Below are 26,048 nucleotides of genomic sequence, written 5' to 3' on the forward strand. Positions count from 1 at the left end.
GGGGCGTGGACGGGCACGGGGCACTGGACGAGCTGCAGACGCTGCTCGAACGCCACCTGCCGGCGGCCGGGGTCCGTCTCGACCTCCCCGTCGCCGGCCTCGCGCTCGGCCGCGTCGACGCGCTCACCGAGCCGAGCTCGTCGGTCGCCGACCCCGTGCTGGTCGTCGTGGCCCAGGGCGAGAAGCGGCTCCTGGTCGGCGACGGCGTCTACGACTACGGCGCCGGCGACTACCTCGTGGTCTCCGTCGACCTGCCGGTGTCGGGCTACTACACGCGGGCCTCCCGGGACGAGCCGTTCCTCGGGGCGGCGGTGCGGCTCGACCCGGCGACGATCGCCGCGCTGCTCCTCGACGCACCGGCGTTGCCCGCTCCGCGCGCGCCGGGTGGGCCGGCGATCGGCGTGCACCCCGCGAGCAGTGAGCTGCTGGACGCCGTCGTCCGCCTGGTCCGGCTGGTCGACCACCCCGACGACGCGGCGGTCCTCGGCCCGCTCGTCGAGCGCGAGATCCTCTGGCGACTGCTGCGCGGCCCGCACGGCGACCTGGTCCGCCAGGTCGGGCTCGGCGACGGCACCCTGACCCGGGTCGGCCAGGCGGTGCGCTGGATCCGGGACCACTACGCCGAGCCGTTCCGCGTCGAGGACCTCGCCGACCGTGCCGCGATGAGCGTCACCAGCTTCCACCGGCACTTCCGTGGGGCCACCGCGCTGAGCCCGGTGCAGTACCAGAAGAAGATCCGGCTCCAGCAGGCCCGGCTGCTGCTCGCCGCCGCCCAGGACGACGTGACCCGGATCGCGCACGAGGTGGGCTACCAGAGCCCCTCGCAGTTCAGCCGCGAGTACCGCCGCGAGTTCGGGCGGCCACCGGGCCACGACGCCGGCCAGCGCCGGCCGGCGCCCGGTCCGGCCACCCTGTGAGGGCTCAGCCTCGGTAGGTGCGGCAGGGCTGGCTGCGCAGCGACGCGCAGGCCGGTGCCTTCCGCGGCACCTTGACCCCGGGAACGACCGACAGCACCACGCGGGAGCGGCGTACGGCGTCGGCGGCGACGAACACCCGCTCCCCGTGCGCGATCGTGTCGAAGGCCCACAGCGGCCGGGCGCCGCCCGGCGCGTCGACGGTGAGCCGCAGGCGCGAGCCCGCGCGGAACGCCTGGGCGAACGGGAACAGCTCGACCCGCACCTTCGTGTACCGCTCTGCCCGCAGTGGGCGGGCATCCTGCTCGAGGTCGGTGTGCACCGGCGAGACGACCGTCGACCGGGCGGCGTCGAGGGCGCGGTGGCTCGCGCGCAGCCACCCGGACTGCACGTAGACCTCGGTGCCGTTGGGCCGGACCTCGCTCAACGTGACCTCGAGGTCGGTGTCGAGCGCGGCGGTGCGCACCCACAGGTCGACCGAGCCGGTGCCGATCGCGACGACGTTCCTGCGCAGCGGCGGGGTCGTCCAGCCGAGTCCGGTGCCGGCCGGGATCTGCCGCCAGTGGTAGTCGGGGTGCGCGGCCCAGATGCCCGAGCTCGAGCCGGTGTACGTCGTCTCCGGCAGCGCGGTCGGGTCCGCGCGGTAGCTGCGCTCGCGAGCGGGGCCGGGCCGGTCGGCCGAGGGCTTCCGGCGCAGCCGGCCGTCGTCGGTGAGGTACCACGAGGTCGGCCGGACCGAGGGGATCGGCCAGGAGGGGAAGGTCCGCACGAAGCGCGGCAGCGGCGCGCCGGAGGGCTGGCCGGCGGCCGCGCCCTCCTCGAACAGCACCCTGATCGGGTCGGCCGACTCGTACTGGGCCTTGGCCTGCTCGTAGGTCAGGCCCGCGTAGTCGGGCCCGGGCGGCAGCTTCAGGCCTGCGACGCCGGTGATCGACTGCGCGAGGATCGGCGCGACGAAGCCCTTCGCCTGGCCGGGCACCCGGTGCCCGACGTACAGGTCGAGGAAGTCGGCGTAGCGGCCGAACACGCCGAGGCTCAGCGACTCGGTGTGCGACCCGTTGGTCAGCGACGCGAACAGGTGCGGCGCGGAGCTGAAGTCGTCGAGCAGCGCCGGGAAGTGGCCGCCGGTCTGCTCGTCCTGCCAGGCGCCGGCGAGGAAGACCGGCACGTCGATGTCGCCGGCGAACAGGCTCGGGGAGAGCGGGTCGCCCACGGCCGCGGTGTAGAAGGGGTTGTCCCGGATCATCTGCAGCGGGTCCGGGTTCTGCCGGCGCAGTGCCTGGTTGGCCTCGCACACCGTGTCGCCCGCGTCGACGCGCGGCCGCTCCCAGCCCTGCCCGTACGGCGCCGCCTGGGTCGCCCGCTCGGTCGCCCACGGGACCGCGAAGCCGGTGTTGAGGATGCCGCCCGGGTAGAGCGTGGCGCGGTAGGTGTCGTCGATGACCGACAGCGGAGAGATCGCCGAGAGGTGCGGCGGCCGGGTGCGGGCGACGTACAGCTGGGTGATGCCGGGGTAGGAGATGCCGACCATCCCGGCCTCGTGTAACGCCGCCCAGGACTGCGCCGCGACGGTCTCGATCACGTCGTACCCGTCGAGGCTCTGGATCGGCTCGAAGTTGGAGAACGAGCCGCCCGAGCAGCCGGTGCCGCGGATGTTCACGCCCACGTAGGCGAAGCCGAGCGTGTTGTAGAGCGTCGCCATCGTCTTGTTCGCGGGGTTGCTCGGGTCGTAGCCGGAGTACTCCACCACCGTCGGGAACGGGCCGGACCCCGAGGGCAGCGCGACGTTCGCCGACAGGGTGGTGCCGTCGCGGGTGGCGATGTAGCCGAACCCGGCCTTCAGCGTCTGGCCGTCGTAGAAGGACTGCGCGGGCGCCGGGTCCGCGAAGTCGGTCACGCTGACCGGGCCGGACTGGCCGGCCGGATCGGCCGCGGGGCGTACGGCGTAGGTGCCGGAGGCGAGCTCGCGCCACGCGAGGCTGCCCGCAGCATCGACCGTGCCGGTCGCCACGACCGCGCCGCCGGAGTCAAGGAGCTCGAGCCGCTCACCCGGCGTGGCCGCGAGCACGTAGAGCTGGTTGACGCTCGGACGGAGCGTGAAGCCTCCGGGGTCCGCGGCCCCGGCCCCGGACGTGCCGACCTGGAGTCCCGCCAGGGTGGCGATCAGGACGACGGCCGCGGCCGCGAATCTCCTCGGGGTGCGCATGGCGTGATGGTGCCACCTCCGTCGCCGTCGCGGCCGCGAACGCCCTCGCCGACATGCACAGCCGGGGCACAGCAAGCACACACCGGCCGCTCACGCCGCCGCTCCACGATGGGTCCACTGAACGAGGAGGACCCATGACCGAGCAGACGCCGAGCGGCAACCGCTGGGAGCCCACCGACCCGCAGGACCAGCCGGTCCCGCCTGTCTCCCCCGCCGCCCCGGACCCGGTGGAGCCGCCCACCGCCGAGACTCCGCCACCGGCTCCCGCCGACCCGGAGCGTCGGGACCGGTGGCGGACCCTGCTGCGCCGTCCCGGGCCCGCAGCCTGGCTCGCGTCCGGGCTCTCGGCACTCGTCGTGTTCGTCGGGCTCGGCGGCTTCCTCCTCGGCCGGGCCTCGGTCGACGACCCGGCCCCGAGCGAGGTCGGTCAGCAGTGGCGCCAGGGCCCTCCCCAGCAGGGCGAGCTGCCGGGTCGTCCCTTCGACGACCCTGACGGGGACGACGGGGACGGTCCGGGCCTCGCCCCCGGCACCGAGTCGTGACCGCCACGATCGCGCGCCCGGAGAGCACCGCCCACCCGGCGGACGCGACCGACCACCGGCCCCGCCTCGACGAGGCGGTGCGCGTCGGCGCCACCGCCGTCCTCTGGCTGGCCCTGCTCCTGGTCACCTACTGGTGGGTGGCCGGGGGCGGGCTCCAGGACCTCGGCGGCTGGGAGAGCGGGCTGACCTCGCTCGGCCGGGTCACCGGCCTGGTGGCGTCGGTGCTGCTGCTCGCGCAGGTCGTGCTGATGGCCCGGGTGCCCCCGCTCGAGGCGGCGTTCGGGCAGGACCGGCTCGCCCGCACCCACCGGCTGGTCGGCTTCACGTCGTTCAACCTCATGCTCACCCACATCGTGCTGATCACCTGGGGGTACGCCGCCGGGGAGCTCACCCGCACGCCCGGGACGCTGTGGGACCTGACCGTCGACTACCCCGGCATGCTGCTCGCGGTCGCCGGCACCCTGTGCCTGTGCCTCGTCGTGGCGACGAGCATCCGCGCCGCACGCCGCCGGGTCCGCTACGAGTCCTGGCACCTCCTGCACCTCTACGCCTACCTCGGCGTCGGCCTGGCACTCCCCCACCAGCTCTGGACCGGCCAGGAGCTCCTGTCCTCGACCGGACGCACGGTGTTCTGGTGGACCGCGTGGGCCGTGACCGCGGCCGCGGTGCTGACCTGGCGGGTCGCACTGCCGGTCTGGCGCAGCACGCGGCACGCCCTCCGGGTCACCTCCGTGGTGCCCGAGGCACCCGGCGTCGTCTCGGTCTACCTCTCCGGACGGCGCCTGGACCGGCTGCCGCTCGAGGCCGGCCAGTTCTGCAACTGGCGCTTCCTCTCCGGCCCCGGCTGGACCCGGTCGCACCCCTACTCCCTGTCCGCCGCCCCCGACGGCCGCAGCCTGCGGATCACCGTGCAGGTCGTCGGCGACGGCAGCGCCGCGGTCACCTCGCTCCGGCCCGGCACCCGGGTGCTGGTCGAGGGCCCGTACGGCCGGCTCTCCGCCCGGGCCCGCACCCGGCGGCGCGTGGTCCTGATCGGCGCCGGCGTCGGCACCGCGCCGCTGCGGGCGCTGGCCGAGGGGCTCACCTACGCACCCGGCGAGGCGGTGTACGTCGAGCGCTACACCGACGCGCCGCTCTTCGTCCGGGAGATCGACACCCTGGCCCGCGAGCGCGGGCTGCGGGTGCTCCGGCTCTCCGGCCGCCGGCGCTCCGCCGACTCCTGGCTCGGCAGCGACCTGGGCAGTGGCCCGGGCAGCGGCCCGGGCAGTGGCTCCGAGCCCGTCGCGGACCTGGACGCCCTGCGGTCGTGGATCCCGGACATCGCCGAGTGCGACGTCTACGTCTGCGGCCCCGACGGCTGGACCGACCTGGTCCGCCGCGACCTCGCCGGCGCGGGACTCCCCGACGACCGGCTCCACCTCGAGACCTTCAGCTGGTGAGATGACATGAAGCGCATCGCCCTCTGGCTGCTCAGCACCGTCTCGGTGCTGGTGCTGCTGTTCGGCTACCACACCTCGACCGAGAGCACCCTGGCCACCAGCGCTCCGACGTCGATCGTGTCCGACGACGACGGCTCCGGTACGACGGGCACGGGCAGCACCGGCTCCGATGCCACCACGACCACCGGCGGCTCCGACGACTCCAGTGACGCGAGCACCACCACGGTCACCGGCGACGCCGTCGACACCCGGTGGGGTCCGGTCCAGGTGCAGCTCACCGTCGCGGACGGCGTGATCACCGCGGTCGACGTCGTCCAGTACCCCCAGTCCAACCACGAGGACCTGGAGATCAACTCCTACGCGATCCCCGCCCTCGTGCAGGAGACCCTCGACGAGCAGAGCGCCGACATCGACATGGTCAGCGGCGCGACCGTGACCAGCGTCGGCTACCTCCAGTCGCTGCAGAGCGCGCTCGACCAGGCCGGGCTGTGACCTACCGCCGGGTCGAGCAGGTGATGGGCCTGCCGATCAGCCTGGCGCTCCGCGGCCGGCACGCGGGCGGCCGACGGGCCGACGACGCCTGGGCGTCCGCGGTGATGTTCCTCCGGGGCGTCGACCGGGTGTTCAGCACCTACCGCGACGACTCCTACGTCTCCCGGCTCGGGCGTGGCGAGGTCGGCGTCGGCGACGGCCCGCCGGAGGTCGCCGAGGTCCTGGCCCTGGCCGACGCCGCACGCCTCGCGAGCGGTGGGGCTTTCGACGTACGACGTACCGCCGCCGACGGCACGCCGGTGCTCGACACCGACGGCGTGGTGAAGGGCTGGGCCATCGAGCGCGCCGCACAGGCCTTCGACGACCTCCCGGACACCGACCTCTGCCTCTCCGGCGGCGGCGACCTGGTCTGCCGGGTCGCCGACCCGGACGGCGAGCCCTGGCGGATCGGGATCGAGGACCCGCGCCACCCCCAGCGCGTGCTGGCCGTGCTGCCGCTGGGCAACGGCGCGGTCGCGACGTCGGGCACGGCGCACCGCGGCCAGCACATCGTCGACGCGCGCACGGGCGCACCGCCTCGCGGCGTGGCCTCGGTGACCGTGGTCGCGAGCAACCTCACCTGGGCCGACATCGACGCGACGTCGGCGTTCGCGATGGGTCGCGACGCGCTCACCTGGCTGCGGTCGCGGCCGGGCCGGGCGGGGGTCGTGGTCTGGGCCGACGGCTCGACCGACACCTTCGCCACGCCGATGACGCGGGCCCGCGACGCTAGCGTGTGACGGTGTGGAGACACCGCCCCTCGCACCGCGCGTGCTCGTGATCGGCCTGGACCCCTACCGGGTGCCGGGGCCGTGGGACCCGGCGCCGGTCGCCGCGGGGATCGAGGAGGGCCGGGCGCGGTTCGCCGAGCACGGCGTGGGTGCCGAGTTCTGCCTGGTCGGCCTCGACGGCAGCGACGACGTCCCGGCCGTCGTCACCGCGGCCCTGTCCTCGCGGCTGTGGGAGTGCGTGGTCGTCGGCGGCGGGGTGCGTGGCGACCTCGCATTGTTCGAGCAGGTGGTCAACCTCGTGCGTCGGCACGCCCCCGACGCTGCGATCGCGTTCAACTCCACCCCGGCGGACACCTTCGACGCAGCCGCGCGCTGGCTCGCCTGACGGCTACCGTCCGGGCCGCTCCTCGGCGGCCTCCCGGGCGCTCGTCGCCGACAGCGTCCCGAGGAGCGCGAGCGCCTCGGCGCTGCGCGACCCCGGCTCGGCGTGGTAGACGATCAGCTCCTGGCCGGGCGCCGACCGTACGTCGAACGCGCTGATCCGCAGCGTCAGGTCGCCCACCTCCGGGTGGTGGAACCGCTTGCTGGCCAGCCGCTGCCCCCGCGCCTCGTGCCGGCCCCACATCTCGACGAACGCCGGGCTGCGGCTGCTCAGCTGGGCGACGACCTCGCGGATCCTGAGGTCGTCCGGCGTGCGGCCCTCGAGCAGCCGCAGGCCGGCGACGGTGTACCTGGCGACCTGCTCCCAGTCGGGGTAGAACGTCCGCGCGCCCGGGTCGAGGAAGATCTTCAGCAGCAGGTTGGGGCCCTGCTCGAAGCCCTCGAACAGGGCGTAGGCCAACGGGTTGCCGGCGAGCACGTCGTAGGCCCGTCCCAGCACGATCGCCGGGGTGTCGGGCCACAGACCCATCAGCCGGAGCAGCTCGGGGTCGACCCGCTCGGGAGCCGCCGGCCTCGCCGGGCCCGGCGCCTGGCCGGCCAGCGCGTACAGGTGCTGCCGGGCGTCGTCGTCGAGCCGCAGCACCTGGCTCAGGGCCGCCAGGACCTGGGCCGACGGGTTCCGCTCGCGTCCCTGCTCGAGACGGACGTAGTAGTCGACGCTCATCCCGGCCAGCGTCGCGACCTCCTCACGGCGCAGGCCGGGGACCCGGCGGACGCCGTACGTCGGGACACCCGCGGACTCGGGGCTGACCTGCGCGCGGCGGGCCCGCAGGTACTCACCCAGGGGACCGGTCGGCATGCGTTCGAGTCTAGGAGCGGCACCGGGGTCGAGGGAGGGTGTGGCACTCCCAGGGACGGCGCACCCTTCAGCGCCCGGGCCGAGCCGGTCAGGCTGGTGCCATGTCCACGACAGGCACGTCCATGCAGGTGGCGCTGGTGATCGGCGCCGGTCCCGGTGTCGGCGCCTCGGTCGCCGACCGGTTCGCACGGGAGGGGTACGCCGTGGGCCTGGTCGCCCGCGACGAGGCCCGGCTCGGCCGGGCGGCGGACGACCTGGCCACGCGCACCGGAGCCCGCACGGCGACCTCCACGGCCGACGCCACGGACCCCGACCAGGTCCGCCGCGCGGTGGACTCGGTCGCCGCCGAGCTGGGACCGCCCTCGGTGCTGTGCTTCAGCCCGATCCCCGACGTCGGGCTGATCAAGCCGGTCCTCGAGACCCGCGCCGAGGAGCTGATCGCGTCGCTCCGGCTCAACGTCGCCGGTGCCGCGGCTGCGGTCGAGAGCGCGCTCCCCGCCATGCTCGCGGCCGGCCACGGGTCGCTGCTCTTCACCACCGGCAGCGCTGCGCTCACCCCCGATCCCGCCCGCGCGGCCAGCGCTGTCACCACGACCGCCGCGACGACGTACGTCGCCCTGCTGCGCCAGGCCCTGGACGGCACCGGGGTGCGGGTCGGGCACACGGTGATCGTGGGCCCGATCGACCGCGACCGGGACGACGCCCACCACCCCGACGACGTGGCGGCGGATCTCTGGGCGCACCACCGCGGCGACGCCGGGAGGTTCGCCAGCGTGCTGCGGCTGCCCCCACCCGGCTGACCCGGCCACCACGACCCCACCACAGCGACGCGAGCGTGCGCCGCGTCCTGGAAGGAGCACCACGATGCCGACCCTCACTCCCCACGCCTACGACCTGACCGGCAAGACCGCCGTCGTGACCGGCGCCGCGCGCGGCATCGGCCTCGCCACCGCGTCCCTGCTGCGGGAGCGCGGGGCGCGGGTCGTCGTCAGTGACCTGTCCGAGTCGGTCCGCGACCTGGCGGGCGGCGCCGGCGACGTCGCGGCGATCGTCGGCGACGCCGCGGACGAGTCCACCGCCACCGCCACCATCGAGCTCGCGGTCGAGCGGTTCGGCGGCCTCGACATCCTGGTCAACAACGCGGGCCGCACCCTCAACAAGCTCGTCACCGAGACGAGCGTCGAGGAGTTCGACGACATCCTCGCCACCAACGCGCGCGGGAGCTTCCTGCACGCCCGCGAGGCCTTCCGGGTGATGCAGGCCCGTGGGGGCGGGTCGATCGTCTCGGTCGCGTCGGTGTCGTCGGTCGTGGCGTTCGAGACCCAGACGGCGTACGCCGCCTCCAAGGGCGCCCTCGCTCAGATGACCAGGGTGCTCGCGATGGAGGGCGGCCCGCACGGCATCCGCAGCAACGCGGTGCTGCCCGGGGTGATCGACACCGACATCATGGACGGCGTCGTCGAGAACGGCCGGGAGATGCTCGCGAGCTTCGGCCCCGCGCACCCCATCGGTCGGATCGGCCGTCCCGAGGAGGTCGCCGAGGCGATCGCGTTCCTGGCCGCTCCGGCTTCGTCCTTCGTCACAGGAGCGCTGCTGGCCGTGGACGGGGGCTGGACCGCCCGCTGAGGGCTGGGAGCCTCAGGACTCCTGGGCCGCCCACCCCGCCGCCTCGACCCGGAGCGGGGAGTCGCCGACGACCGCCGCGAGGTCGCGCTCCAGCCGGGCCAGGCCGTCGGCGCCGAGCGTGCGCGCCCACTCATCGCGCAGCTCGTCGAAGATGGCCTCACCCTCGCGCATCAGGGCGTGGCCCCGATCGGTGACCCGCACCCGCTTGCGGCGCCGGTCGCTCGGGTCGACCTCGGTGTCGACGTACCCGCGCTCGACCAGGGTGGCGATGGTCTTCGCCGCCGCCTGCTTGGACACCGACAGGCGCCGTCCCAGCTCGGAGGCACTGTCGGCGCCGGCGTCGATCGCGCGCATCGCGAACTCGAGGACCGGCCGGGCGTCGGGGTAACCGCGCACCTCGAGCTCGGCGACGACCGCCTCGACGAGCTTGCGGTAGCCCCCGAGCAGCAGCAGGGCGAGGTCGGCGCCGGACCGGGACATGGAGGGCACGGTACCGGCTTGCGAATCGACAACCTAGTTGTCTAGGGTTGGACAACCACGTTGTCGATATCCGGAGGCTCGCATGCCCGTTCCCGCCACCATCCCCGAGGTCGAGCACCACCGGTTCGCGACCGAGGGCACCGAGCTGCACTACGTCTCGGCCGGCACCACCGGCAGCCCGGTCCTGCTGGTGCACGGCTTCCCCGAGAGCTGGTGGGCCTTCCACCGGTTGATCCCGCTGCTCGCAGCCCATCACCGGGTCTTCGCCGTCGACCTGCGCGGGTTCGGGGACTCGGCCGTCGCCGACGAGTCGTTCGACAGCGCCACCGCCGCCGACGACCTCCGTGAGCTGATCGACCACCTCGGCGTCGGCCCCGTCCACCTGACCGGCCAGGACATCAGCGGCGGGGCCGTCCTCCGGCTGGCCGCCGCGCACCCCGAGCTGGTCCGCAGCCTCACCGCGATCGAGATGGGCCTGGCCGGGTTCGGGCTCGAGGCCTTCGCCGACGTCACCCACGGCGGGTCGTGGCACATCGGCGTGCTCGCCGACCCGACCGCCGCGGCGATCCTGCTGCCGGGCCGCGAGCGCGAGCTGCTCGGCGACTGGGCGTTCCCGTCGATGACGGCCGACACGACCGCCGTCGGCCCGCGGGACATCGACGAGCTCTCCCGCACCTACGCGCGTCCTGGTGGCTGGCTCGGCGCCGGCGGCCTCTACCGGTCGATGCTGACCGAGGGGGCGGCGCTTCGGTCGCTGGCCGCCACCAGACCGCTGGCGATGCCGGTCCTCGCCGTCGGTGGGGGCGGCGGTCCCTTCACCGCCGAGACGCTCTCCCAGGTCAGCAGCCGCCCGGTCAGGTCGGTGCAGCTCGCCGGGGTCGGGCACTACGTGGCGCTCGAGGCCCCCGAGGCGCTCGCCGCGGCGCTGCTGGAGTTCTTCGCCCGGGTGCCGGCCGACGTCTCCTGAGCGTCGCCCACCGGGATCCCCGCGACGCAGGTATGGACGGGTCACCGCCCGTTCACCTTGACCCGCGAGACTCGCGGGTTGTGACCACCGGACCGAATCGAGCACCGACCCCCCGACGGGTCACCTGCCGGTGACGCTGCTCCGATCCGACCGCGCGACGCCACCGCGCACCCTGGTCGACGTGTTCCGCGACACCCAGGAGGCGCACCCCGACGCGCCGGCCCTCGACAACGGCGCCGAGGTCCTCACCTACACCGAGCTCGGCGACGCGGCCGAGGCCGTGGCCGCCGCCCTGCACCAGCTGGGGATCGGCCCCGACGACCGGGTCGGGGTACGCCTCAGCTCGGGCACCGTCGAGCTGTACGTCGCGATCCTCGGCATCCTGGTCGCGGGCGCGGCGTACGTGCCGGTCGACGCCGACGACCCCGACGAGCGGGCGCGCACGGTGTTCGGCGAGGCCGGCGTCGCAGCCGTCATCGGGGAGGCGGTCACGATCGCCACCCACGGGGCCCCGAGACCCCCGATCGAGCACGACGGCCCCACGCCGGACGACGACGCCTGGGTGATCTTCACCTCCGGGTCGACCGGGACCCCCAAGGGCGTCGCGGCGACCCACCGCTCCGCGGCCGCCCTCGTCGACGCCGAGGCCCGGCTGTTCCTGCAGGAGCGCCCGATCGGACCCGGCGACCGGGTGATGGCCGGGCTGTCGGTGGCGTTCGACGCCTCCTGCGAGGAGATCTGGCTGGCCTGGCGGCACGGGGCGTGCCTGGTGCCGGCACCGCGGTCGCTGGTGCGGTCCGGCATGGACCTCGGGCCCTGGCTGGTCGCCAACGACATCACGGTGGTGTCCACGGTGCCGACCCTCGTGCTGCTCTGGCCGGTCGAGGCGCTCACCGAGGTCCGGCTGCTCATCCTGGGCGGTGAGGCCTGCCCGCCGGAGATCGGCACCCGGTTCGCGACGCCCGAGCGGGAGGTCTGGAACACCTACGGACCCACCGAGGCGACGGTGGTCTCGTGCGGTGCCCGGCTCACCGGCGGGTCGCCGGTGCGGATCGGCCTGCCGCTGGACGGCTGGGACCTCGCCGTCGTCGACCAGCACGGCGCACCCGTCGCGCCGGGTGGGACGGGCGAGCTGATCATCGGCGGCATCGGGCTGGCCCGCTACCTGGACCCCGAGAAGGACGCCGAGAAGTTCGCGCCGATGCCGAGCCTCGACTGGGAGCGCGCCTACCGCAGCGGCGACCTCGTGCGGCACGAGGACGAGGGCCTGGTCTTCGTGGGCCGGGCCGACGACCAGGTCAAGATCGGTGGCCGGCGCATCGAGCTCGGCGAGATCGACAACACGCTCCTCGCCCTGCCGGGCGTGACCGGTGCGGCGACCGCCGTACGTACGACGAGCGCCGGCAACCGGCTGCTGGTCGGCTACGTGGCCGTCACCGAGGCCTTCGACCCCGTGCGGGCGATGGAGCAGCTGCGCCGCACGATGCCGGCGGCGCTGGTCCCCCGGCTCGCGCGGGTCGACGACCTGCCGACGAAGACCTCGGGGAAGATCGACCGCGACGCGCTGCCGTGGCCCGTGCCCGGCAGAGAGGCCGCGGCCCCGGCGGGGCGGGTGCTCGAGGGCACCGCCGCCTGGCTGCAGGAGCTGTGGGGCGAGATCCTCGGCGCCGAGGCCGGCCGCAGCACCGACGACTTCTTCGACCTCGGCGGCGGCAGCCTCACCGCGGCCCAGCTCGTCGGCCGGCTGCGCAGCCGGTTCCCCGACACGACCGTGGCCGACGTCTACGAGCACCCCACCCTCGACGGCCTCGCCGCCGCCCTCGACGCGATGTCGACGGCGCCGACATCGACCGCGAACCGCCCGGTCCGGCCGGTGCCGGGCAAGACCCAGGCCGGGCAGGTGCTGGCGAACGTCGCGCTGCGCACGGTGACCGGGCTGCGGTGGCTGACGTGGACGGCCGCCGGCACCAACGTGGCGTCGCGCGGCCTCGACCTCGCGTGGCTGCCCACGACCTCGTGGTGGTGGGTCGTGCTCGGCTGGCTGCTGCTGGTGACCCCACCCGGGCGGATGGCGCTGACGGTCCTCGGCGCCCGCCTGCTGCTGCGCGGCATCGCGCCCGGCGAGTACCCCCGCGGCGGCCGGGTGCACCTCCGGCTGTGGCTCGCCGAACGGCTCGCCGACGAGATGGGCGCGGCCAACCTGGCCGGCGCGGCGTGGCTGCGCACCTACGCCCGGGCACTCGGCGCCAGCGTCGGCCAGCACGTCGACCTCCACTCCATCCCGCCCGTCACCGGGATGCTCCGGCTCGGCACCGCCTCCTCGATCGAGCCGGAGGTCGACCTGCGCGGCCACTGGCTCGACGGCGATGTGCTGCACCTCGGCGCGATCGAGGTGGGTGCCGGCGCCCGGATCGGGGCCCGCAGCATGCTCGCGCCCGGCGCCCGGGTCGGGGAGCGCGCCGAGGTGGCCCCGGGGTCGGCCGTCTTCGGCGCGGTGCCGGACGCCGAGGCGTGGTCGGGTGCGCCCGCGACGTACGCCGGTCCCGCTCGTGGCCCGTGGGAGGACGCCCCGCCCAACCGCCCCGTCTGGATCCTGGGGTACGCCGCGATCGCCGGGCTGATCTCGGTCCTGCCGCTCCTGGCGCTCCTCGTCGGCACCGCGGCCACCCCCCCCGGGCTGCGCGACACCACCTCGCTGGGCGACGCGGCGGGGGCGGCGCTCGTGCGACTGCCCCTGCTGGTGCTGCTGGCCGCGGCCTGCCTGCTGGTCTCGGTCTGGGCGCTGGTGCGCCTGCTGTCCCTCGGCCTCGACGAGGGGCACTACCCCGTGCACGGGCTGCGCGCCTGGCAGGCATGGTCGATCCTGCGGGTGCTGGACGAGTCGCGCACCTGGCTGTTCCCGCTCTACTCCAGCTGCCTCACCCCCACCTGGCTTCGAGCCCTCGGCGCCCGCGTCGGCAAGGACACCGAGGCCTCCACGGTCCTGCTGATCCCCAAGCTGACCTCGGTCGGCGACGGCGCCTTCCTCGCCGACGACACCCTGCTCGGCGGCTACGAGCTCGGCGGTGGCTGGCTGCGCATCGGGCGGGTGAAGGTCGGCAAGCACGCGTTCGTCGGCAACTCCGGCATGACCGCGCCCGGGCGCAAGGTGCCCAAGCTGGGCCTCGTGGCGGTGCTGTCGGCCGCGCCCCGTCGTACCAAGGCGAAGGCGGGCACCGCCTGGCTGGGCAGCCCCCCGACCCGGCTGCGCCGGGACGCCGCCGAGTCCGACCAGAGCCGCACCTACCGGCCCGCCACCCGGCTCCGGGTGGCGCGCGCGGCGGTCGAGCTGCTCCGGGTGGTCCCGGTGCTCGTCCACTTCACGATCGTGGTCGGGGCCGTCGCGTTGCTGCTCCTCCTCGCGGACGAGGCGGGCTGGTGGATCGCCGCGGTGCTCTCGGGGCTCGTGCTGATGACCGGTGGTGCGGTGGCGGCGGGGGTGACGACGGCGGCGAAGTGGATCGCGGTCGGACGGCTGCGGCCCGGCGACCACCCGCTGTGGAGCTCGTTCGTCTGGCGCAACGAGCTGGCCGACACGTTCGTGGAGTACGTCGCGGCGCCGTGGTTCGCGCGGGCGGCCACCGGCACTCCGGTGCTGAACCTGTGGCTGCGCTCGCTCGGGTGCCGCGTTGGCCGCGGGGTCTGGTGCGAGACCTACTGGCTGCCCGAGGCCGACCTGATCCGGCTCGACGACGGCGCCACCGTCAACGAGGGCTGCGTCGTGCAGACCCACCTGTTCCACGACCGCGTGCTCAGCATGGACACCGTGACCCTGCGTGCGGGTGCAACGCTCGGCCCGCACAGCGTGATCCTCCCGGCGGCCGTCCTGGGGTCGCACGCTACGGTCGGCCCTGTGTCGTTGGTGATGAGGGGCGAGTCGGTGCCGGCGAAGACCCGCTGGATCGGCAACCCGATCGGCCCCTGGGCCGACGAGCAACCGGTCCCGGAGTCCGCTTCGTGAAGGTGTCCGTCCCCGCGTCGGACGACTACTTCCCGGGCTCCGGCGACCCGCGCTACTCGGTGCGGCACTACGACCTGCGGCTGGACTACCGGGTCGACGGCAACCGGCTCGACGGGCACGCCGAGCTCGAGGCCGTGGCCCTGGTCGACCTCGACGAGCTCGCCCTCGACCTGCACGGCCTCGACGTGGCCAAGGTGCGCGTCGACGTCGCGGCGGTCGCCCGCTACACCCACAAGCAGGGGCGCCTGGTGGTCCGGCTCCGCCGTACGATCGCGGCCGGCACGGCCTTCCGGGTCGCCGTGCGCTACGAGGGCCGCCCGCGCCCGATCGCCGACGGCGACGACGGGATGGGCTGGGAGGAGCTGACCGACGGCGTCCTCGTCGCCGGGCAGACCAACGGCGCACCGACCTGGTTCCCGTGCAACGACCGCCCCGACGACAAGGCGTCGTACCGCATCGAGGTGACGACCGCCTCGGCCTACCACGTGGTCGCCAACGGCTCCCTGACCCAGCGGCACCAGGGCGCCGGCGCGACCACCTGGGTCTACGAGCAGCCCGAGCCGATGGCGACGTACCTCGCGACCGTCCAGATCGGCCACTACGTCGCCCGCCAGCTCCCCGGGGCCGTGGTCCCGATGACCGCGGTGCTCCCGGCCGGCCGGCTGCACGAGTACGACGCTGGGTTCGGCCGGCAGGTCGAGATGATGGAGTTCTTCGTCCGCCGCTTCGGGCCCTACCCGTTCGCCGGCTACACCGTGGTGATCACCGACGACCCGTTGGAGATCCCGCTTGAGGCGCAGACCCTCTCGATCTTCGGGTCCAACTTCCTCACCGACGACTGGGACTCGGTGCGGCTGGTCGCTCACGAGCTCGCCCACCAGTGGTTCGGCAACGCCGTGACCGCCTCGTCCTGGCGCGACATCTGGCTGCACGAGGGCTTCGCCTGCTACGCCGAGTGGCTCTGGTCGGAGGAGTCGGGCGGCCTGAGTGCCCAGGAGCGCGCCGAGGAGCACTGGCAGCGACTGAGCAGGCTGCCCCAGGACCTCCTGCTCGGCGACCCGGGCGCGACCGACATGTTCGACGACCGGGTCTACAAGCGCGGCGCGCTCACCCTGCACGCGCTGCGCGCGCAGGTCGGCGACGAGACGTTCTTCACGCTGCTCCAGGAGTGGGTACGCCGGCACCGGCACGGCTCGGTGACCACGGCGCAGTTCACCGAGCTCGCTGCCGAGATCGCCGGCGAGACGGCCGGTCCGGCGCTCGCCGAGCTGTTCACGGCGTGGCTGTGGCGCGAGCCGCTCCCGGACCTGCCGGGCTGACCACGAGCTCCGCCGGGTCGGTGGCCAGCACCGCGGCCGCGGTCACGAAGCCGGGCGCCGTCTCGACGTCGTACAGCCGCACGGCCGGCACGGCCGGCTCGGGCCACGCGAGCAGCTCCGGCTCCTGGTCCGGCCGGCTGAGCCGCACCGTGGCGGGGTCCACCCGCAGCCCGTGTCCCGTGGCCTTGAGCAGCGCCTCGGTGCGCACCCAGGTCACCGTCGACTCCGCGCCGGCGGCGTCGGCCCGCTCGACGTCGACGCCGACCGGCGCGGTGTCGCAGACCGCCACCACCGTCAGCGGGCCGGCCCGGCTGATGCTCAGGTGCGGCTCCGAGCGGCCCGCGAGCACGGGACGCCCGTGGTCGGCGGCGCCGCACCACGGGCACAGCCGCCGCACCTCGTGACCGTCGACCGCGCCGGACCCCGGCAGGCCGGCCAGCACGTCGGCGAGCAGCCGGTCCGCGAGCGTCCGGTCGCCGCCGAGCGCCCAGACGACCCGGACGCTCGGCCCCGCTGCCGGCGTCGAGGTCATCGCCGCAGCCAGGCCCGCAGGTCCGACGGGGCGGGCAGGTCGGCGTACGCGGCGAGGTACTGCTCGGCCAGCGCCCGGGCGCGCTCCTCCTCCAGCGCGTGCAGGCGGCCGAAGGTGAAGCCGTTCTCGTCACCGAGGTGCGTGCGGGCGCCGAGCTCGCGCAGCACCTGCCGGGCGACGACGGTGTCCTGGTGCTCGCCGAGCACCTGCTGCACCGCCTTGGCCCGCGTCGAGAGCATGGCGGCGCGCTCACCGAACACGGGTACGGCGGTCTCGGCCGAGTAGCGCAGCCGCTTGGCGGCCTTGCGCACCTCGTGCAGCGCCCGCCCGGCCGGCTCCGGATCGCCCGTGGCGAGGTAGGCGCGGTGCCGTCGGCGCACCCGCCGTAGGTCGGCGCGCAGCAGCGCCGGCAGCAGCCGGCGCGCCGGCTGGGCCGCGTCGTCGAGGAGCGGCGGCTGGTCGAGGAGACCCTCCACCCGGTCGAGGAGCCGGAAGTACCGATCACCATCGAGCTCCGCGTCGGCGGCGGACCGGGCGGACCGGAACGCGGCCCGCAGCTCGTCGTCGACCCGCCGCGCCACCGGTCCGAGCACCAGGAAGGCCGGCTGGCCGGCGACCAGCTCGAGCAGCCGCTCCCGGACCACCTGGGCGTCGCGCGCCGGCGCGAGCACCTCGCCCAGCCACCGGAGCTCGTCGCGGACCCCTCGCGTCACCGCCGCGTCCAGCACGTCGTCGTACGACGCGAGCGCGGAGCGCAGCCGGCGGGCCGCGATCCGCAGCTGGTGCACGCCCTCCTGGTCGCCGGCGCGCAGTCGCCGGTCCTCGGCCTGCAGGCGCTCGAACTGCTCGGCGAGGTAGGCGACGAGCACCTCGCCGGTCGACGACTTCCTGCCGACGGGCTCTGCCGACCGCCACGACGGCCCCGGCGGCAGGGACTCGGCGAGGACCCGCGCGAGCTTGGAGGAGCCGGCCGACCGCTCGGCACCGGCACCGAGCAGCACCGGCTCGGCCGCACCGAGCAGCTCGGCCGGGCCGCCGACGAGCTCGAGCTCCCACTCGCGCCACTGCTCGGCCGTCGCCGCGCCGCCCGCCGTGCCCGCCTCCACCCGGTCGTCGCACAGCTCGGCGAGCACCTGCTCGTCGCCGTCGAGGAGTCGGTGCACCTGCCGCCGGGTGCGCACCACCGCCACCGGCACCAGCGGGCGGTCGCGGACGATCGCCCGCACCCGGCGCACCAGCTCATCCGGCACGGGCTCGTCGGTGGCGGACGGGTCGACGATCGGCGCGTGCACCTCCTCGCGCCGGCCGGTCCCGGCGGGCAGCTTGAGGTGCCAGCCGTCGTCCACGCCACCGACCCGGCGGCGCAGCGTCACGCGCGCGGTGAGCAGCGCCAGGTCCTCGGTGTCCACGTAGGTCGCGGTCTGGTCGAGCTCCTCGGCCGGTGCCACCCGGGCCACCCCCGGCAGCACGGACAGGTCGGGCACCTCGCCGCACTCGGGCGCCACGTCGTACTTGTCCTCGATCTCGTACGTCGGCTCCGTCGGCTGCTGTGCCGGCATCGGCGACCTCGCTCTCGGTGCCGGTCGCTCCCTCTCAGGAGGACTGGTGTCGCCCGGCCGGCGACGTCTGTCGCCGGCCCAGGCGCTCGCGGACCTGGCGTTCGACCAGGATGGGGACGAAGTCTCGCACCGGTCGACCGGCGTACGCAGCCAGGGCCTCGGCGATCGCGGCGTCGACCTCGTCCGCGGTGAGCCCGAAGTCGGAGCGCAGGCGCTCGGAGACCTGCTCGAGGGCCCGCGCCTCGGCCGTCGGTCCGTCTGCTGTCCTCATGACGCCAGCCCACACGGGCGGCGTCCGCCGGACAAGGGTCCTCCGACCTGGGACCTGGGTCCCGGGACGACCACCCCCCGGTTCTGTGGATCTCCGTTCACCTTCGTGTGGTCCAATTTTCGGGTGTCAGCCACTCACGTGTCGGGACGTCACGCCCGGCTCGACGTATCGATCGACGGTGTCCGGATCACTCGTACGGCCTCGGACGCAGCGCGTCGGCACGTCGACCGCACCTCTGAGATCGGCTGGGACGACGTCACCGGCGCGGTGCTGCAGACCTCCCGCAAGGGCCGCGCGATCGTCCGCGTCCTGGTCGCCGACGCCGCGGTCGTCGAGAAGCACCGCGACGATCCCTACGCCGTGAAGGTCTTCCGGGGGGACACCGCCGATGCGTCGGCTGTGGTCGAGCTCATCGAGCACGAGGTCCGGGTGCGCCGCGACTGGCGAGAGCAGGCAGCCGGCAGCGCGCTGGGCTGATCCCCGGGCTCCGTCTCCTCGGCGGGTCAGGCGCCGACCGACTCCCTCGGCGCGGCCGCACGGGTGCCGGTGCGGTTGCGGCGTGCGATGAACAGCAGCGCCAGGCCGATCAGGATCAGCGGGATGCCGACGGCGAGGCCGACGACGGGGACGATGTCCTCGAGCAGCCGGAGCGTGGAGAGGGCCTCGTTGGCGTCGTCGACGTTCTTCTTCACCTGGTCGTCGGTGAAGGCGAGGTCGAGGTCGAGGAGGGGGGTGTCGTTGTCGGCGACCCGCTCCTGGTGGACGACCTGGTTGATGATCGATCCGGTCCGCGGCTCGATGTAGAACGTGTAGGTCGCGGTGTAGGTGCCGGTGATGTCGCCGACCAGGAGGACCCCGTCGGCGGTGGTGTTGTACTCGTACTTGTAGACCTTCAGGCCGTCGATCTTCTCCTCGCCCAGGTAGTCGGCGTCGACGGCCGCGCCGACGATGTCGTCCCAGACGGGGTAGGTCTTCTTCTCGGCGTTGAACGGCCACTTGTTCTGCAGGCCCTCGAGCTGCGGGGCGTCCGCCGGCAGGTAGTCGCCGTTGTCGACCGTCATCGCGGTGTGCCGGTCCGCGACGAACTGCGAGGTCTCGGCGCTGATCAGCCGCCCCTCGGGGTCGGTGTCGTCGACGCAGCTGTCGATCCCGCCCTCGTCGTGCACCAGGCACAGGGAGGTGTTGAACACGACGTTGTCGTCGTCGGACGCCTTGGAGTCGACCGCGTTGCCGCTCCAGGCCAGCACCGGGCCCTCGTCGAGGGTGTCCCCGCCGGAGAACACGCCTGCGGTGCCGGACAGATGGGTCGTGTTGTCGGTGTCGAGGGGCGTGCGCTCGACCTGGCCGGGCACCCAGGTCAGGGCGACGATGGCCACTACCACCAGGAACGAACCCACGGTGACGAGCAGAACAGGCAGCACCTTGCGCATGGCGACTCCTCGACGACACGACATCCAGGCACGACCCGCCCGGGGGGTCGAGCGGATTCGACCAGCCCGAACCGTACTAGACCCTGCGGCAGCCCGTTGGCCAGGAGACGCAGATCACACTACGCGCGTAGCGGCTCGATTGTCAGAGGTGGCGGCATCGGCCCGCCGCGTCGACCCGCCGACGAGCAACAAGCCCCCGACCGCATCGCTGCAGATCAGGGGCCGCGCTGGTGACAAGCTCACCGCGCAGCCTGACGGCGACATCGCCGACGCTCACCTCGGCTTGCCGGCCGGGTAGGTGCGCCTGTGAAATGAACGTGGCTGCGGGTTCCCGGCCGGCCTCGATTCGGATCTCGTGGCGGCGGGTGGCGACGTGCTCGCGCACCATCCAGTACGACAAGGCCGTGGGGTGGTGCTCGTCCAGGAGCCGGTCGAAGACTCGTTTTCGAGGTGTGCCGCTGCTTGCTGGGCGCGTCCGGGTCCGACCGCAGCCAGTCGTCGATCACTTCTCGCTACGGGTCCAGCCGAGAGCTCCGCTTCGGGGGTGGCTTCCGCTCCTACGGCCAGGCCGACGCCATGCTCGCGTTGCAGCGCACGGCTCGACATCCCCGAGCGGGCACCCCGCCGGATCGCGGCGTACAGCTCGACACGCGACTGCCTCACGCTGGGCCCTGCCTACCTCGTGGCGGCCGATGTTGGTACGAGCTGTGCGAACTGGTTCTCGAGGATCTTGTCGGGGCCAGCGGCCCAGGCGTCGGTCAGGAACGCGGTCGCGGGATCGGGGAATATGTCCTCGACACCCTGCTCGACCGCGTCGAGGATCGCCCGCGCGGCGTCCTCGGGGGAGGTCTTCGGAATGTCGAGCTCGCGGGTCATGTCGGTGTCGATGGGGCCGGCGAGCACGGCGTGGAACTTGACGCCATGGGCCGCCTGAGCCGCACGCAGCGTCTTGGTCAGCGAGAACGCCGCGGCCTTGGAGGCCGAGTACGAGGTGAACATCGGCAGCGGGGCGAGCGCGACACACGAAAGTAGGTTCACGACCGCCCCTCGCGAGCCGATCAGCGCCGGCAGGAGGGCCTGGGTCATCGCGTTGGCCCCGTACAGGTTCACGGCCAGGTGCCGCTCAAACACGGCGGGCTCGAACGGGTTGTCGGGCAGCATGACGCCGGCGTTGTTGATCAGGATGTCCAGCGCCTCAACCTCGCGCGCGGCTGCCTCGACCTGGACAGGGTCGGTGACATCGACGATCAGCGGCGTCAGCCGCGGATCGGGATCCGTCAGGGGCTGACGGGTGCCCGCATAGACCCGTGCGGCCCCCCTGGCGAGCGCCTCGTCGGCGAGCGCTTTGCCGATGCCGCGGTTCGCGCCCGTCACCAACACGGTCTTGTCTGCCATCGCGATGCTCTGAGTCACTTGCCGCTCCTTCGCGGGTGAGGTTCGAGTCAGGGGACGAGCGCGAGCTTGCCGACGGTTGCGCGCGCCTCGAGCTCCGCAAGCGCCTTCGGCCCATCAGCGAGCGCATGAACAGTGGGTTGGCCTGGGCCGAGCGGCTTCGCCACCATTCACCGCCGCCTGGCCGGTCCCGCCGGCCGCGGCGTGGATCAGCACCGACTGCCCCGGTTCGACCTTCCCGAGGGGCTTGAGGGCGGCCACGGCCGTGGGCCAGGACACCACCATGCCAAGGGCCTGCTCGTCAGACCAACCGTCCGGCACGGGGAGCGCGCCCATCGCCGGCAACACCATGTATTCGGCGAACGCCCCACCGGCGATGCCGACGCCAATCACGTGTGCACCGGGCTCCACGCCGGAAACCCCGTCACCGACGGCGACGACTTCGCCGGCCCCTTCGATCCCCGCCAGGTACGGCGGCTGCGGGCCACCGGCCGAGGCACCCCGGGACTGCGAGATGTCGAGGAAGTTGACACCGGCAGCAGTGACCCGGATAAGAACCTCGCCCTGACCAGGGCTTGGCACCGGCGCATCGGTCAGCAGACGAAGATCCTTCGGTCCATTCAGAGTGGTCTGTTGCAGGGCACACATCGTCGAGGGAGTGCTCATGACCGTCCGTCCATGTTTGTTTAGTGATTGCCAAACAAACCTTGCCACGGCCGTGCCCCGCGGGTCAACGTAAACTTGGTCGCACGACAAACAAACGACGGAGGCACGCCAGATGGCTACTCGAGGACGGCCGCGCACGTTCGACCCCGAGACTGCGCTGCAGCAGGCGACGCAGCTGTTCTGGGAACGGGGCTACGAGGGCACCTCGCTGAGCGACCTTGCAACGGCGATGGGCATCGCGTCGGCCAGCATCTACCATGCCTTCGGCAGCAAGGCGGACCTGTTTCGCCAGGTCATGGAGCGCTACGGCACGACCTACGGCAGCCCACCCAAGCGAGCCCTGACCGAGCACGCGACCACCCGCGAGGCGGTCCAGGCCATGCTGCGCGCAACGGCAGACCAGATCACCCGCGCCGATGCACCGCACTACTGCATGCTCATCCTCGCCGCACCCACCGGCACGGTCGAGAACCATGCCGTCAGAGAGTTCCTGGCAGACATCCGCCGCTCGCAGTACGCCGCAATCAAGGAACGACTCGACCGAGGAGTCGCCGACGGCGACCTCAGCATGCCACTGGACACCGTCGATGCACTCGCTCGCTACTACGCCACCGTGGTGCAAGGACTCTCGATCCAGGCCCGCGACGGCGCGACCCGCGACGAGCTAGAAGCAGTCATCGACTGTGCGCTGGCAGCCTGGGACCAAGTCGCCGGCGCGGCATCACCGGCAGGAGTATCCGCAGGCGCTCACACAACCGACACCCGCAGCGCCTGACACGAACGTCGACCTTGAGCCACGCCTCATCACGCGACCGGCGAGCCGCAGACCCAGAGTGAGCCACACCAGAACAGCCGGTGGGCGGCCGCATCCAGAACTGCCCTCGGTGGCGGACTCCTCCTCGTCGAGGGTGACCTCGGCCTTCATGGTGACGCCGTCGTCGTCGGCCACCGACACCGCACCGCAATCGTCGAGACTCTCACCCACGGCGTTCAGGATCGCGAGGAGATCACCTGCCTCGTCGGATGACGGCACGTGCTCGAACTACTCATGCGATCGCACCCACTCGCCCAGGGCTTTCCCGGACGCACGTCCTGGAAGGTCCAGGATCGCGGCGGCAGCAGCCAGTACCGCCTCATCGATCCAGCGCGGGATCTTGTCCCGGGTTCGCACGTAGGGGCGGATCATGCCGTAAGGCGTCTGCCGTACTGCGAGCGCTACGACGTCGGCCGTGCGTCCGCCGGTCGTGCCGTAGAGCGCCAGGGTCTGCTCGCGGCCGAGCGCCCAGATGTCGTCGTTGATCCGGGCGGCCGCCGGGCGGAGGCTTTCGGGTCCCGAGGCCACCAACTCTCGTTGGCTGTAGAGGCTCATGGCGAGGGCGTCGTCGGGATGGGAGCGGCAGAAGCGGGGCTGGTGCACGGCCTGGGCGAGTAGCGCGTCACGAGGGTCCTCGATCACCCGCGTAGCGAGCAGGCCAGCTTGGAACCGGCCGATGGCGCGGATCCAGAGGCTGGCCAGCAGATGCTCGCGCGAGGGGAAGCGGTGGTAGATCGATCCGACCGGGGCCCCGATCTCTGCCGAGACCTGGGCGATGGTGGCGCCGGGCCCGTGCTCGGCGATCGCCCTGGCGGCGCCGTCGAGGATGTCGTCGGCGGTGAACTTGGCGGGTCTTGCCACGTTCGCACCCTACCGCTAGTTTTTGTGCATGGGTTCTAGTACGCAGATTCTACAACGACCGCGGGCGGTGCGTCTCCGGCGGCCTCCCACTCGGTGGGCCCGGATCGCTGCCTGGGGCGCCTTCGCGTGCACGGTGCCGTCTGCGGTCTGGCGGGTGTTGATGATCGAGGGCTTGATGCCGGGTACGGCTGACCTGCGTTCGGCGCATGCTGCCGACCACGGCTACGTCTGGGCGCTGACCGTTGTCCAGCTCGCCACGGGCTTCCTCGCTGTCGGCCTGGTTCGTCCGTGGGGCGATCGGGTGCGTGGAGTCGAGGTGCCGCGGTGGCTTCCGATCGGACTGGGTGCGCTCGGTGGCGTCGCTGTCACTTTCCTGTTCACCGTGTCCTCGGTGGTCGGGCTGGCCCAGGGCCACAGGCCCGACCAGGGCCTGGTGCATGGCTGGGCCCTCGTCGTGATGGTGCTCTGCTACGCCCCGACCGTCTTGTGGGGGCCGCTCGAGCTGGCCGCTGTCGTGGCGTATGCCAGGCGAGGCCCGCTGCTTCTCCCTGGCGACGACGGTGAGGATGCGCCGCTAGGGAGGTGGAGAGTGTCAAGGAGGGCCCGGAGCCACCGTCAAGCAGCAACCGAACCGTGAAAGGCACGAACCCGAGCCACACCGTCAAGGAGGACTCGGGCTCGTGCACTGCTGTGGAGCCGCCTGTCGGAATCGAACCGACGACCTTCTCATTACGAGTGAGACGCTCTACCGACTGAGCTAAGGCGGCGCGCCGCCCGGCTTCTGGGGGTCCAGCGTCCGGGCAACCCGGAGAAGTATACGGACGCCGGTCCGGTGCGCGAAAACGGCGCCGGGCGGCGTCCGGACGGTCGGGACGAGGCCAGGGAGCGGGGTGCGTCAGGCGGCGAGCGTGACGGCTGCCGCGGACTCGGCGTGACGGCCGGTCACCATGGTCTGCTCGGCGCCGCACCAGCAGGTGAAGGTCACGACGATGCCGTGGTCGGTGTTGGTGAGCCCGGTGATCTGGGTCGGGTAGATCAGCTCGCGCCGGTCGCAGACGGTGCAGTGGTGGTCGAACATCGACGGACCCTCCTCGAGGTCGGCAGCGGGGATGCACCTCCATCCTCGGCGTACGGCGGCCCTAGGGGTAGCCTTGGTTTCCTTCACAGCCTCAAGGATCTCCCTATGTTGTCTCTGCACCAGCTGACCTGCTTCCTCGCGACCTACGAGCACGGTTCGCTGACGGCCGCCGCGGAGGAGCTCGGCTACGCGCAGCCCTCGGTCTCCGAACAGGTCCGCAGCCTGGAGAAGTCCCTGGGCGTCCAGCTCTTCCGCCGCGTCGGGCGCGGCGTCGTGCCCACCACGGTCGCCGACACCCTGCGCCCGCACGCCGAGCGGGTGCTCGCGTCCGTCGACGAGGCGCGCCAGGCGGTGCAGAGCGTGAAGTCCTTCGAGACCGGCACCATCCGGTTCGGGATGTTCGGCATCGCCCATCTGTACGCGGGCGCCGGGCTGATCGCCGACGTGCTCACCCGCCACCCCGGGCTCCGGGTCGAGCTGGTCGGCCAGAACTCCACCGAGGTCGCCGAGGATCTCCGCCGCGGCCGGCTGGAGGCCGCGATGCTCGCGGTGCCCCGGGTCGACAGCGAGGGGCTGACGGTGACCCCGATCGCGCGGGAGGAGCTCGTCTACATCAGCAACGACCACACCCGCCTGGCCAGCCCGGTCACCGCCCACCGGCTCGCCCAGGCGTCGCTGGTGATGTCGGAGACGACGTACCGCGCCGTCGACTCCACCCGCGCGACGCTGCGGCAGATGCTCCACGAGACCGGCCGCAACCCGACGACGCGGATCGAGGTCGAGGACGTCGAGACGGCGGTCGAGCTCGTCGGCATGGGGTACGCCGACTCCGTGATCCCCAAGGGCGCCGCCCGGCAGCTGCTGCCGCGGCTGGCGCCGAGCGCCGGGTGGGTCTCGCTGCGGCCGCGGCAGTACGACACCTTCGCGGTCGTGCACCGCACGGGCGCGATCCTGTCCCCCGCCGCCCGGCTGATGATCGAGCTGGCCACCGCGCGGATGCAGGCGATCGCCGAGCCGGTGACGCCCGGCCGGCCGCGGGCTACCGTCGGACCATGACCGCCGAGCAGACCGTCCGCGACTTCCTCGAGCACCTCGCCGCCGCCGAGACCGAGGAGGCGCTCGCCCTGCTCGCTCCCGACGTCGAGTGGCGCAACACCGGGATGCCGGCGTTCCGCGGCGACCGGGTCCACCAGATGATCCGTGACATGGAGAAGCGCGGCGTCGGCTTCGAGGTCCGCTGGCGGCACGTCGCGGCCGACGGCGAGACGGTCCTGACCGACCGCACGGACGTCATCAAGTACTCCGGCTGGGAGACGTCGTTCCGGGTGCGCGGCACCTTCCTCGTGCACGACGACCGGATCACCGTCTGGGACGACGCGTTCAGCTGGCTCGAGCTGCTCGGGTCCGGCGTCGCCGGCCTCGGCCGGGTGCTGACCGCGCGATAGCCTCG

General features: G+C 73.2%; 27 protein-coding genes and 1 tRNA gene. 16 read left to right on the plus strand and 12 right to left on the minus strand.

Annotated elements, in window-relative coordinates; all coding sequences use genetic code 11:
- Positions 1-5 precede the first annotated feature (5 nt).
- A complete protein-coding gene (locus QQZ14_RS02235; protein WP_284532535.1) occupies positions 6-917 on the plus strand; it encodes an AraC family transcriptional regulator in 912 nt (303 codons plus the stop codon).
- Positions 918-921: 4 nt separating this feature from the next.
- Here QQZ14_RS02235 and QQZ14_RS02240 read toward each other — a convergent pair whose 3' ends face one another.
- Positions 922-3,120, minus strand: a complete 2,199-nt coding sequence (locus QQZ14_RS02240) for a CocE/NonD family hydrolase (RefSeq protein ID WP_284532537.1) — start codon at positions 3,118-3,120, stop codon at positions 922-924.
- A gap of 134 nt (positions 3,121-3,254) precedes the next feature.
- Here QQZ14_RS02240 and QQZ14_RS02245 point away from each other — a divergent pair, with 134 nt between their 5' ends.
- The 5 genes from QQZ14_RS02245 to QQZ14_RS02265 are packed head-to-tail and all read left to right on the plus strand — an operon-like array spanning position 3,255 to position 6,748.
- Positions 3,255-3,662: a hypothetical protein gene (locus QQZ14_RS02245; protein WP_284532538.1), complete on the plus strand. Its 408-nt coding sequence runs from the start codon at positions 3,255-3,257 to the stop codon at positions 3,660-3,662.
- The gene (locus QQZ14_RS02250; RefSeq protein WP_284532539.1) at positions 3,659-5,101 is read left to right on the plus strand and encodes a ferredoxin reductase family protein; all 1,443 of its coding nucleotides are present in this window, start codon (positions 3,659-3,661) and stop codon (positions 5,099-5,101) included. The genes QQZ14_RS02245 and QQZ14_RS02250 overlap by 4 nt, the downstream gene beginning before the upstream one ends.
- Positions 5,102-5,107: 6 nt before the next feature.
- Positions 5,108-5,593 carry an FMN-binding protein gene (locus QQZ14_RS02255; protein WP_284532540.1) on the plus strand — a complete coding sequence of 162 codons (486 nt, stop codon included), beginning with the start codon at positions 5,108-5,110 and terminating at the stop codon, positions 5,591-5,593.
- Positions 5,590-6,372: an FAD:protein FMN transferase gene (locus tag QQZ14_RS02260; protein WP_284532541.1), complete on the plus strand. Its 783-nt coding sequence runs from the start codon at positions 5,590-5,592 to the stop codon at positions 6,370-6,372. Before QQZ14_RS02255 ends, QQZ14_RS02260 begins: the two co-directional genes overlap by 4 nt.
- A gap of 4 nt (positions 6,373-6,376) precedes the next feature.
- Positions 6,377-6,748 carry a hypothetical protein gene (locus QQZ14_RS02265; protein WP_284532542.1) on the plus strand — a complete coding sequence of 124 codons (372 nt, stop codon included), beginning with the start codon at positions 6,377-6,379 and terminating at the stop codon, positions 6,746-6,748.
- Between the two features lie 3 nt (positions 6,749-6,751).
- On the opposite strand, the gene QQZ14_RS02270 is transcribed toward QQZ14_RS02265, so the two are convergent.
- Complete coding sequence (locus tag QQZ14_RS02270; RefSeq protein WP_284532543.1) at positions 6,752-7,603, minus strand: helix-turn-helix transcriptional regulator; 852 nt, start codon at positions 7,601-7,603, stop codon at positions 6,752-6,754.
- Positions 7,604-7,704: 101 nt separating this feature from the next.
- On the opposite strand from QQZ14_RS02270, the gene QQZ14_RS02275 reads away from it, so the two are divergent.
- Positions 7,705-8,403 (plus strand): SDR family NAD(P)-dependent oxidoreductase, encoded by a 699-nt coding sequence (locus QQZ14_RS02275; RefSeq protein WP_284532544.1) that lies wholly within the window; start codon positions 7,705-7,707, stop codon positions 8,401-8,403.
- A 64-nt stretch (positions 8,404-8,467) separates the two neighbouring features.
- The gene (locus tag QQZ14_RS02280) at positions 8,468-9,229 is read left to right on the plus strand and encodes an SDR family NAD(P)-dependent oxidoreductase (RefSeq protein ID WP_284532545.1); all 762 of its coding nucleotides are present in this window, start codon (positions 8,468-8,470) and stop codon (positions 9,227-9,229) included.
- Between the two features lie 12 nt (positions 9,230-9,241).
- Here QQZ14_RS02280 and QQZ14_RS02285 read toward each other — a convergent pair whose 3' ends face one another.
- Complete coding sequence (locus QQZ14_RS02285; protein ID WP_284532546.1) at positions 9,242-9,709, minus strand: MarR family winged helix-turn-helix transcriptional regulator; 468 nt, start codon at positions 9,707-9,709, stop codon at positions 9,242-9,244.
- Positions 9,710-9,791: 82 nt separating this feature from the next.
- On the opposite strand from QQZ14_RS02285, the gene QQZ14_RS02290 reads away from it, so the two are divergent.
- The 3 genes from QQZ14_RS02290 to QQZ14_RS02300 all read left to right on the plus strand — a co-directional run bounded on the left by QQZ14_RS02290 (position 9,792) and on the right by QQZ14_RS02300 (position 15,995).
- Positions 9,792-10,676, plus strand: coding sequence for an alpha/beta fold hydrolase (locus QQZ14_RS02290; protein ID WP_284532547.1), 885 nt, complete (start codon positions 9,792-9,794; stop codon positions 10,674-10,676).
- Between the two features lie 130 nt (positions 10,677-10,806).
- Positions 10,807-14,676 carry a Pls/PosA family non-ribosomal peptide synthetase gene (locus QQZ14_RS02295; protein WP_284532548.1) on the plus strand — a complete coding sequence of 1,290 codons (3,870 nt, stop codon included), beginning with the start codon at positions 10,807-10,809 and terminating at the stop codon, positions 14,674-14,676.
- The gene (locus QQZ14_RS02300; protein ID WP_284532549.1) at positions 14,673-15,995 is read left to right on the plus strand and encodes a M1 family metallopeptidase; all 1,323 of its coding nucleotides are present in this window, start codon (positions 14,673-14,675) and stop codon (positions 15,993-15,995) included. Before QQZ14_RS02295 ends, QQZ14_RS02300 begins: the two co-directional genes overlap by 4 nt.
- Here the strand turns inward: QQZ14_RS02300 and QQZ14_RS02305 are convergent.
- Genes QQZ14_RS02305 through QQZ14_RS02315 form a run of 3 tightly spaced genes read right to left on the minus strand, consistent with a single transcriptional unit; the run spans position 15,949 to position 18,357 of the window.
- Positions 15,949-16,527, minus strand: a complete 579-nt coding sequence (locus QQZ14_RS02305; RefSeq protein ID WP_284532550.1) for a 4'-phosphopantetheinyl transferase family protein — start codon at positions 16,525-16,527, stop codon at positions 15,949-15,951. The two genes, QQZ14_RS02300 and QQZ14_RS02305, sit on opposite strands and share 47 nt — an antisense overlap.
- The gene (locus tag QQZ14_RS02310; protein WP_284532551.1) at positions 16,524-18,086 is read right to left on the minus strand and encodes a CYTH and CHAD domain-containing protein; all 1,563 of its coding nucleotides are present in this window, start codon (positions 18,084-18,086) and stop codon (positions 16,524-16,526) included. The genes QQZ14_RS02305 and QQZ14_RS02310 overlap by 4 nt, the downstream gene beginning before the upstream one ends.
- A gap of 34 nt (positions 18,087-18,120) precedes the next feature.
- Complete coding sequence (locus QQZ14_RS02315; protein WP_284532552.1) at positions 18,121-18,357, minus strand: three-helix bundle dimerization domain-containing protein; 237 nt, start codon at positions 18,355-18,357, stop codon at positions 18,121-18,123.
- Positions 18,358-18,480: 123 nt separating this feature from the next.
- On the opposite strand from QQZ14_RS02315, the gene QQZ14_RS02320 reads away from it, so the two are divergent.
- Positions 18,481-18,834 carry a hypothetical protein gene (locus tag QQZ14_RS02320; RefSeq protein ID WP_284532553.1) on the plus strand — a complete coding sequence of 118 codons (354 nt, stop codon included), beginning with the start codon at positions 18,481-18,483 and terminating at the stop codon, positions 18,832-18,834.
- A 26-nt stretch (positions 18,835-18,860) separates the two neighbouring features.
- Here the strand turns inward: QQZ14_RS02320 and QQZ14_RS02325 are convergent, their stop codons facing one another.
- From QQZ14_RS02325 to QQZ14_RS02335, 3 genes are all read right to left on the minus strand, one after another.
- A complete protein-coding gene (locus tag QQZ14_RS02325) occupies positions 18,861-19,787 on the minus strand; it encodes a DUF3068 domain-containing protein (RefSeq protein WP_284532554.1) in 927 nt (308 codons plus the stop codon).
- A 675-nt stretch (positions 19,788-20,462) separates the two neighbouring features.
- Positions 20,463-21,200, minus strand: a complete 738-nt coding sequence (locus QQZ14_RS02330; protein WP_284532555.1) for an SDR family NAD(P)-dependent oxidoreductase — start codon at positions 21,198-21,200, stop codon at positions 20,463-20,465.
- A gap of 96 nt (positions 21,201-21,296) precedes the next feature.
- Positions 21,297-21,845: an alcohol dehydrogenase catalytic domain-containing protein gene (locus QQZ14_RS02335; RefSeq protein WP_284532556.1), complete on the minus strand. Its 549-nt coding sequence runs from the start codon at positions 21,843-21,845 to the stop codon at positions 21,297-21,299.
- A 112-nt stretch (positions 21,846-21,957) separates the two neighbouring features.
- Between QQZ14_RS02335 and QQZ14_RS02340 the strand changes: the two genes are divergently transcribed.
- Positions 21,958-22,620, plus strand: a complete 663-nt coding sequence (locus QQZ14_RS02340) for a TetR/AcrR family transcriptional regulator (protein WP_284532557.1) — start codon at positions 21,958-21,960, stop codon at positions 22,618-22,620.
- A 267-nt stretch (positions 22,621-22,887) separates the two neighbouring features.
- Here QQZ14_RS02340 and QQZ14_RS02345 read toward each other — a convergent pair whose 3' ends face one another.
- Entirely contained in the window at positions 22,888-23,520 is a 633-nt protein-coding gene (locus QQZ14_RS02345) for a TetR/AcrR family transcriptional regulator (RefSeq protein ID WP_284532558.1), read from the minus strand.
- 154 nt (positions 23,521-23,674) lie between these two features.
- Here QQZ14_RS02345 and QQZ14_RS02350 point away from each other — a divergent pair, with 154 nt between their 5' ends.
- On the plus strand, positions 23,675-24,157 hold the full coding sequence (locus QQZ14_RS02350) for a hypothetical protein (protein ID WP_284532559.1): 483 nt from the start codon (positions 23,675-23,677) through the stop codon (positions 24,155-24,157).
- Positions 24,158-24,211: 54 nt separating this feature from the next.
- On the opposite strand, the gene QQZ14_RS02355 is transcribed toward QQZ14_RS02350, so the two are convergent.
- Together QQZ14_RS02355 and QQZ14_RS02360 are read right to left on the minus strand one after the other, a co-directional pair.
- Positions 24,212-24,287, minus strand: a tRNA-Thr gene (locus QQZ14_RS02355).
- 128 nt (positions 24,288-24,415) lie between these two features.
- Positions 24,416-24,598: a hypothetical protein gene (locus tag QQZ14_RS02360; protein ID WP_284532560.1), complete on the minus strand. Its 183-nt coding sequence runs from the start codon at positions 24,596-24,598 to the stop codon at positions 24,416-24,418.
- Between the two features lie 105 nt (positions 24,599-24,703).
- Between QQZ14_RS02360 and QQZ14_RS02365 the strand changes: the two genes are divergently transcribed.
- Both QQZ14_RS02365 and QQZ14_RS02370 read left to right on the plus strand, forming a co-directional pair.
- The gene (locus tag QQZ14_RS02365; protein WP_284532561.1) at positions 24,704-25,654 is read left to right on the plus strand and encodes a LysR family transcriptional regulator; all 951 of its coding nucleotides are present in this window, start codon (positions 24,704-24,706) and stop codon (positions 25,652-25,654) included.
- The gene (locus QQZ14_RS02370; RefSeq protein WP_284532562.1) at positions 25,651-26,043 is read left to right on the plus strand and encodes a limonene-1,2-epoxide hydrolase family protein; all 393 of its coding nucleotides are present in this window, start codon (positions 25,651-25,653) and stop codon (positions 26,041-26,043) included. Before QQZ14_RS02365 ends, QQZ14_RS02370 begins: the two co-directional genes overlap by 4 nt.
- The last annotated feature ends 5 nt before the right edge of the window (positions 26,044-26,048 follow it).

This window comes from Nocardioides sp. T2.26MG-1 (genome assembly GCF_950101795.1).
Taxonomy (GTDB): domain Bacteria; phylum Actinomycetota; class Actinomycetes; order Propionibacteriales; family Nocardioidaceae; genus Nocardioides.

Excerpts from the sequence above, each read along its gene's own strand:
- QQZ14_RS02240 (WP_284532537.1), bottom strand. The coding sequence starts at position 3,120 with ATGCGCACCCCGAGGAGATTCGCGGCCGCGGCCGTCGTCCTGATCGCC.
- QQZ14_RS02245 (WP_284532538.1), top strand. The coding sequence starts at position 3,255 with ATGACCGAGCAGACGCCGAGCGGCAACCGCTGGGAGCCCACCGACCCG.
- QQZ14_RS02255 (WP_284532540.1), top strand. The coding sequence starts at position 5,108 with ATGAAGCGCATCGCCCTCTGGCTGCTCAGCACCGTCTCGGTGCTGGTG.
- QQZ14_RS02270 (WP_284532543.1), bottom strand. The coding sequence starts at position 7,603 with ATGCCGACCGGTCCCCTGGGTGAGTACCTGCGGGCCCGCCGCGCGCAG.
- QQZ14_RS02275 (WP_284532544.1), top strand. The coding sequence starts at position 7,705 with ATGTCCACGACAGGCACGTCCATGCAGGTGGCGCTGGTGATCGGCGCC.
- QQZ14_RS02280 (WP_284532545.1), top strand. The coding sequence starts at position 8,468 with ATGCCGACCCTCACTCCCCACGCCTACGACCTGACCGGCAAGACCGCC.
- QQZ14_RS02285 (WP_284532546.1), bottom strand. The coding sequence starts at position 9,709 with ATGTCCCGGTCCGGCGCCGACCTCGCCCTGCTGCTGCTCGGGGGCTAC.
- QQZ14_RS02290 (WP_284532547.1), top strand. The coding sequence starts at position 9,792 with ATGCCCGTTCCCGCCACCATCCCCGAGGTCGAGCACCACCGGTTCGCG.
- QQZ14_RS02305 (WP_284532550.1), bottom strand. The coding sequence starts at position 16,527 with ATGACCTCGACGCCGGCAGCGGGGCCGAGCGTCCGGGTCGTCTGGGCG.
- QQZ14_RS02310 (WP_284532551.1), bottom strand. The coding sequence starts at position 18,086 with ATGCCGGCACAGCAGCCGACGGAGCCGACGTACGAGATCGAGGACAAG.
- QQZ14_RS02315 (WP_284532552.1), bottom strand. The coding sequence starts at position 18,357 with ATGAGGACAGCAGACGGACCGACGGCCGAGGCGCGGGCCCTCGAGCAG.
- QQZ14_RS02325 (WP_284532554.1), bottom strand. The coding sequence starts at position 19,787 with ATGCGCAAGGTGCTGCCTGTTCTGCTCGTCACCGTGGGTTCGTTCCTG.
- QQZ14_RS02335 (WP_284532556.1), bottom strand. The coding sequence starts at position 21,845 with ATGAGCACTCCCTCGACGATGTGTGCCCTGCAACAGACCACTCTGAAT.
- QQZ14_RS02340 (WP_284532557.1), top strand. The coding sequence starts at position 21,958 with ATGGCTACTCGAGGACGGCCGCGCACGTTCGACCCCGAGACTGCGCTG.
- QQZ14_RS02360 (WP_284532560.1), bottom strand. The coding sequence starts at position 24,598 with ATGTTCGACCACCACTGCACCGTCTGCGACCGGCGCGAGCTGATCTAC.
- QQZ14_RS02365 (WP_284532561.1), top strand. The coding sequence starts at position 24,704 with ATGTTGTCTCTGCACCAGCTGACCTGCTTCCTCGCGACCTACGAGCAC.
- QQZ14_RS02370 (WP_284532562.1), top strand. The coding sequence starts at position 25,651 with ATGACCGCCGAGCAGACCGTCCGCGACTTCCTCGAGCACCTCGCCGCC.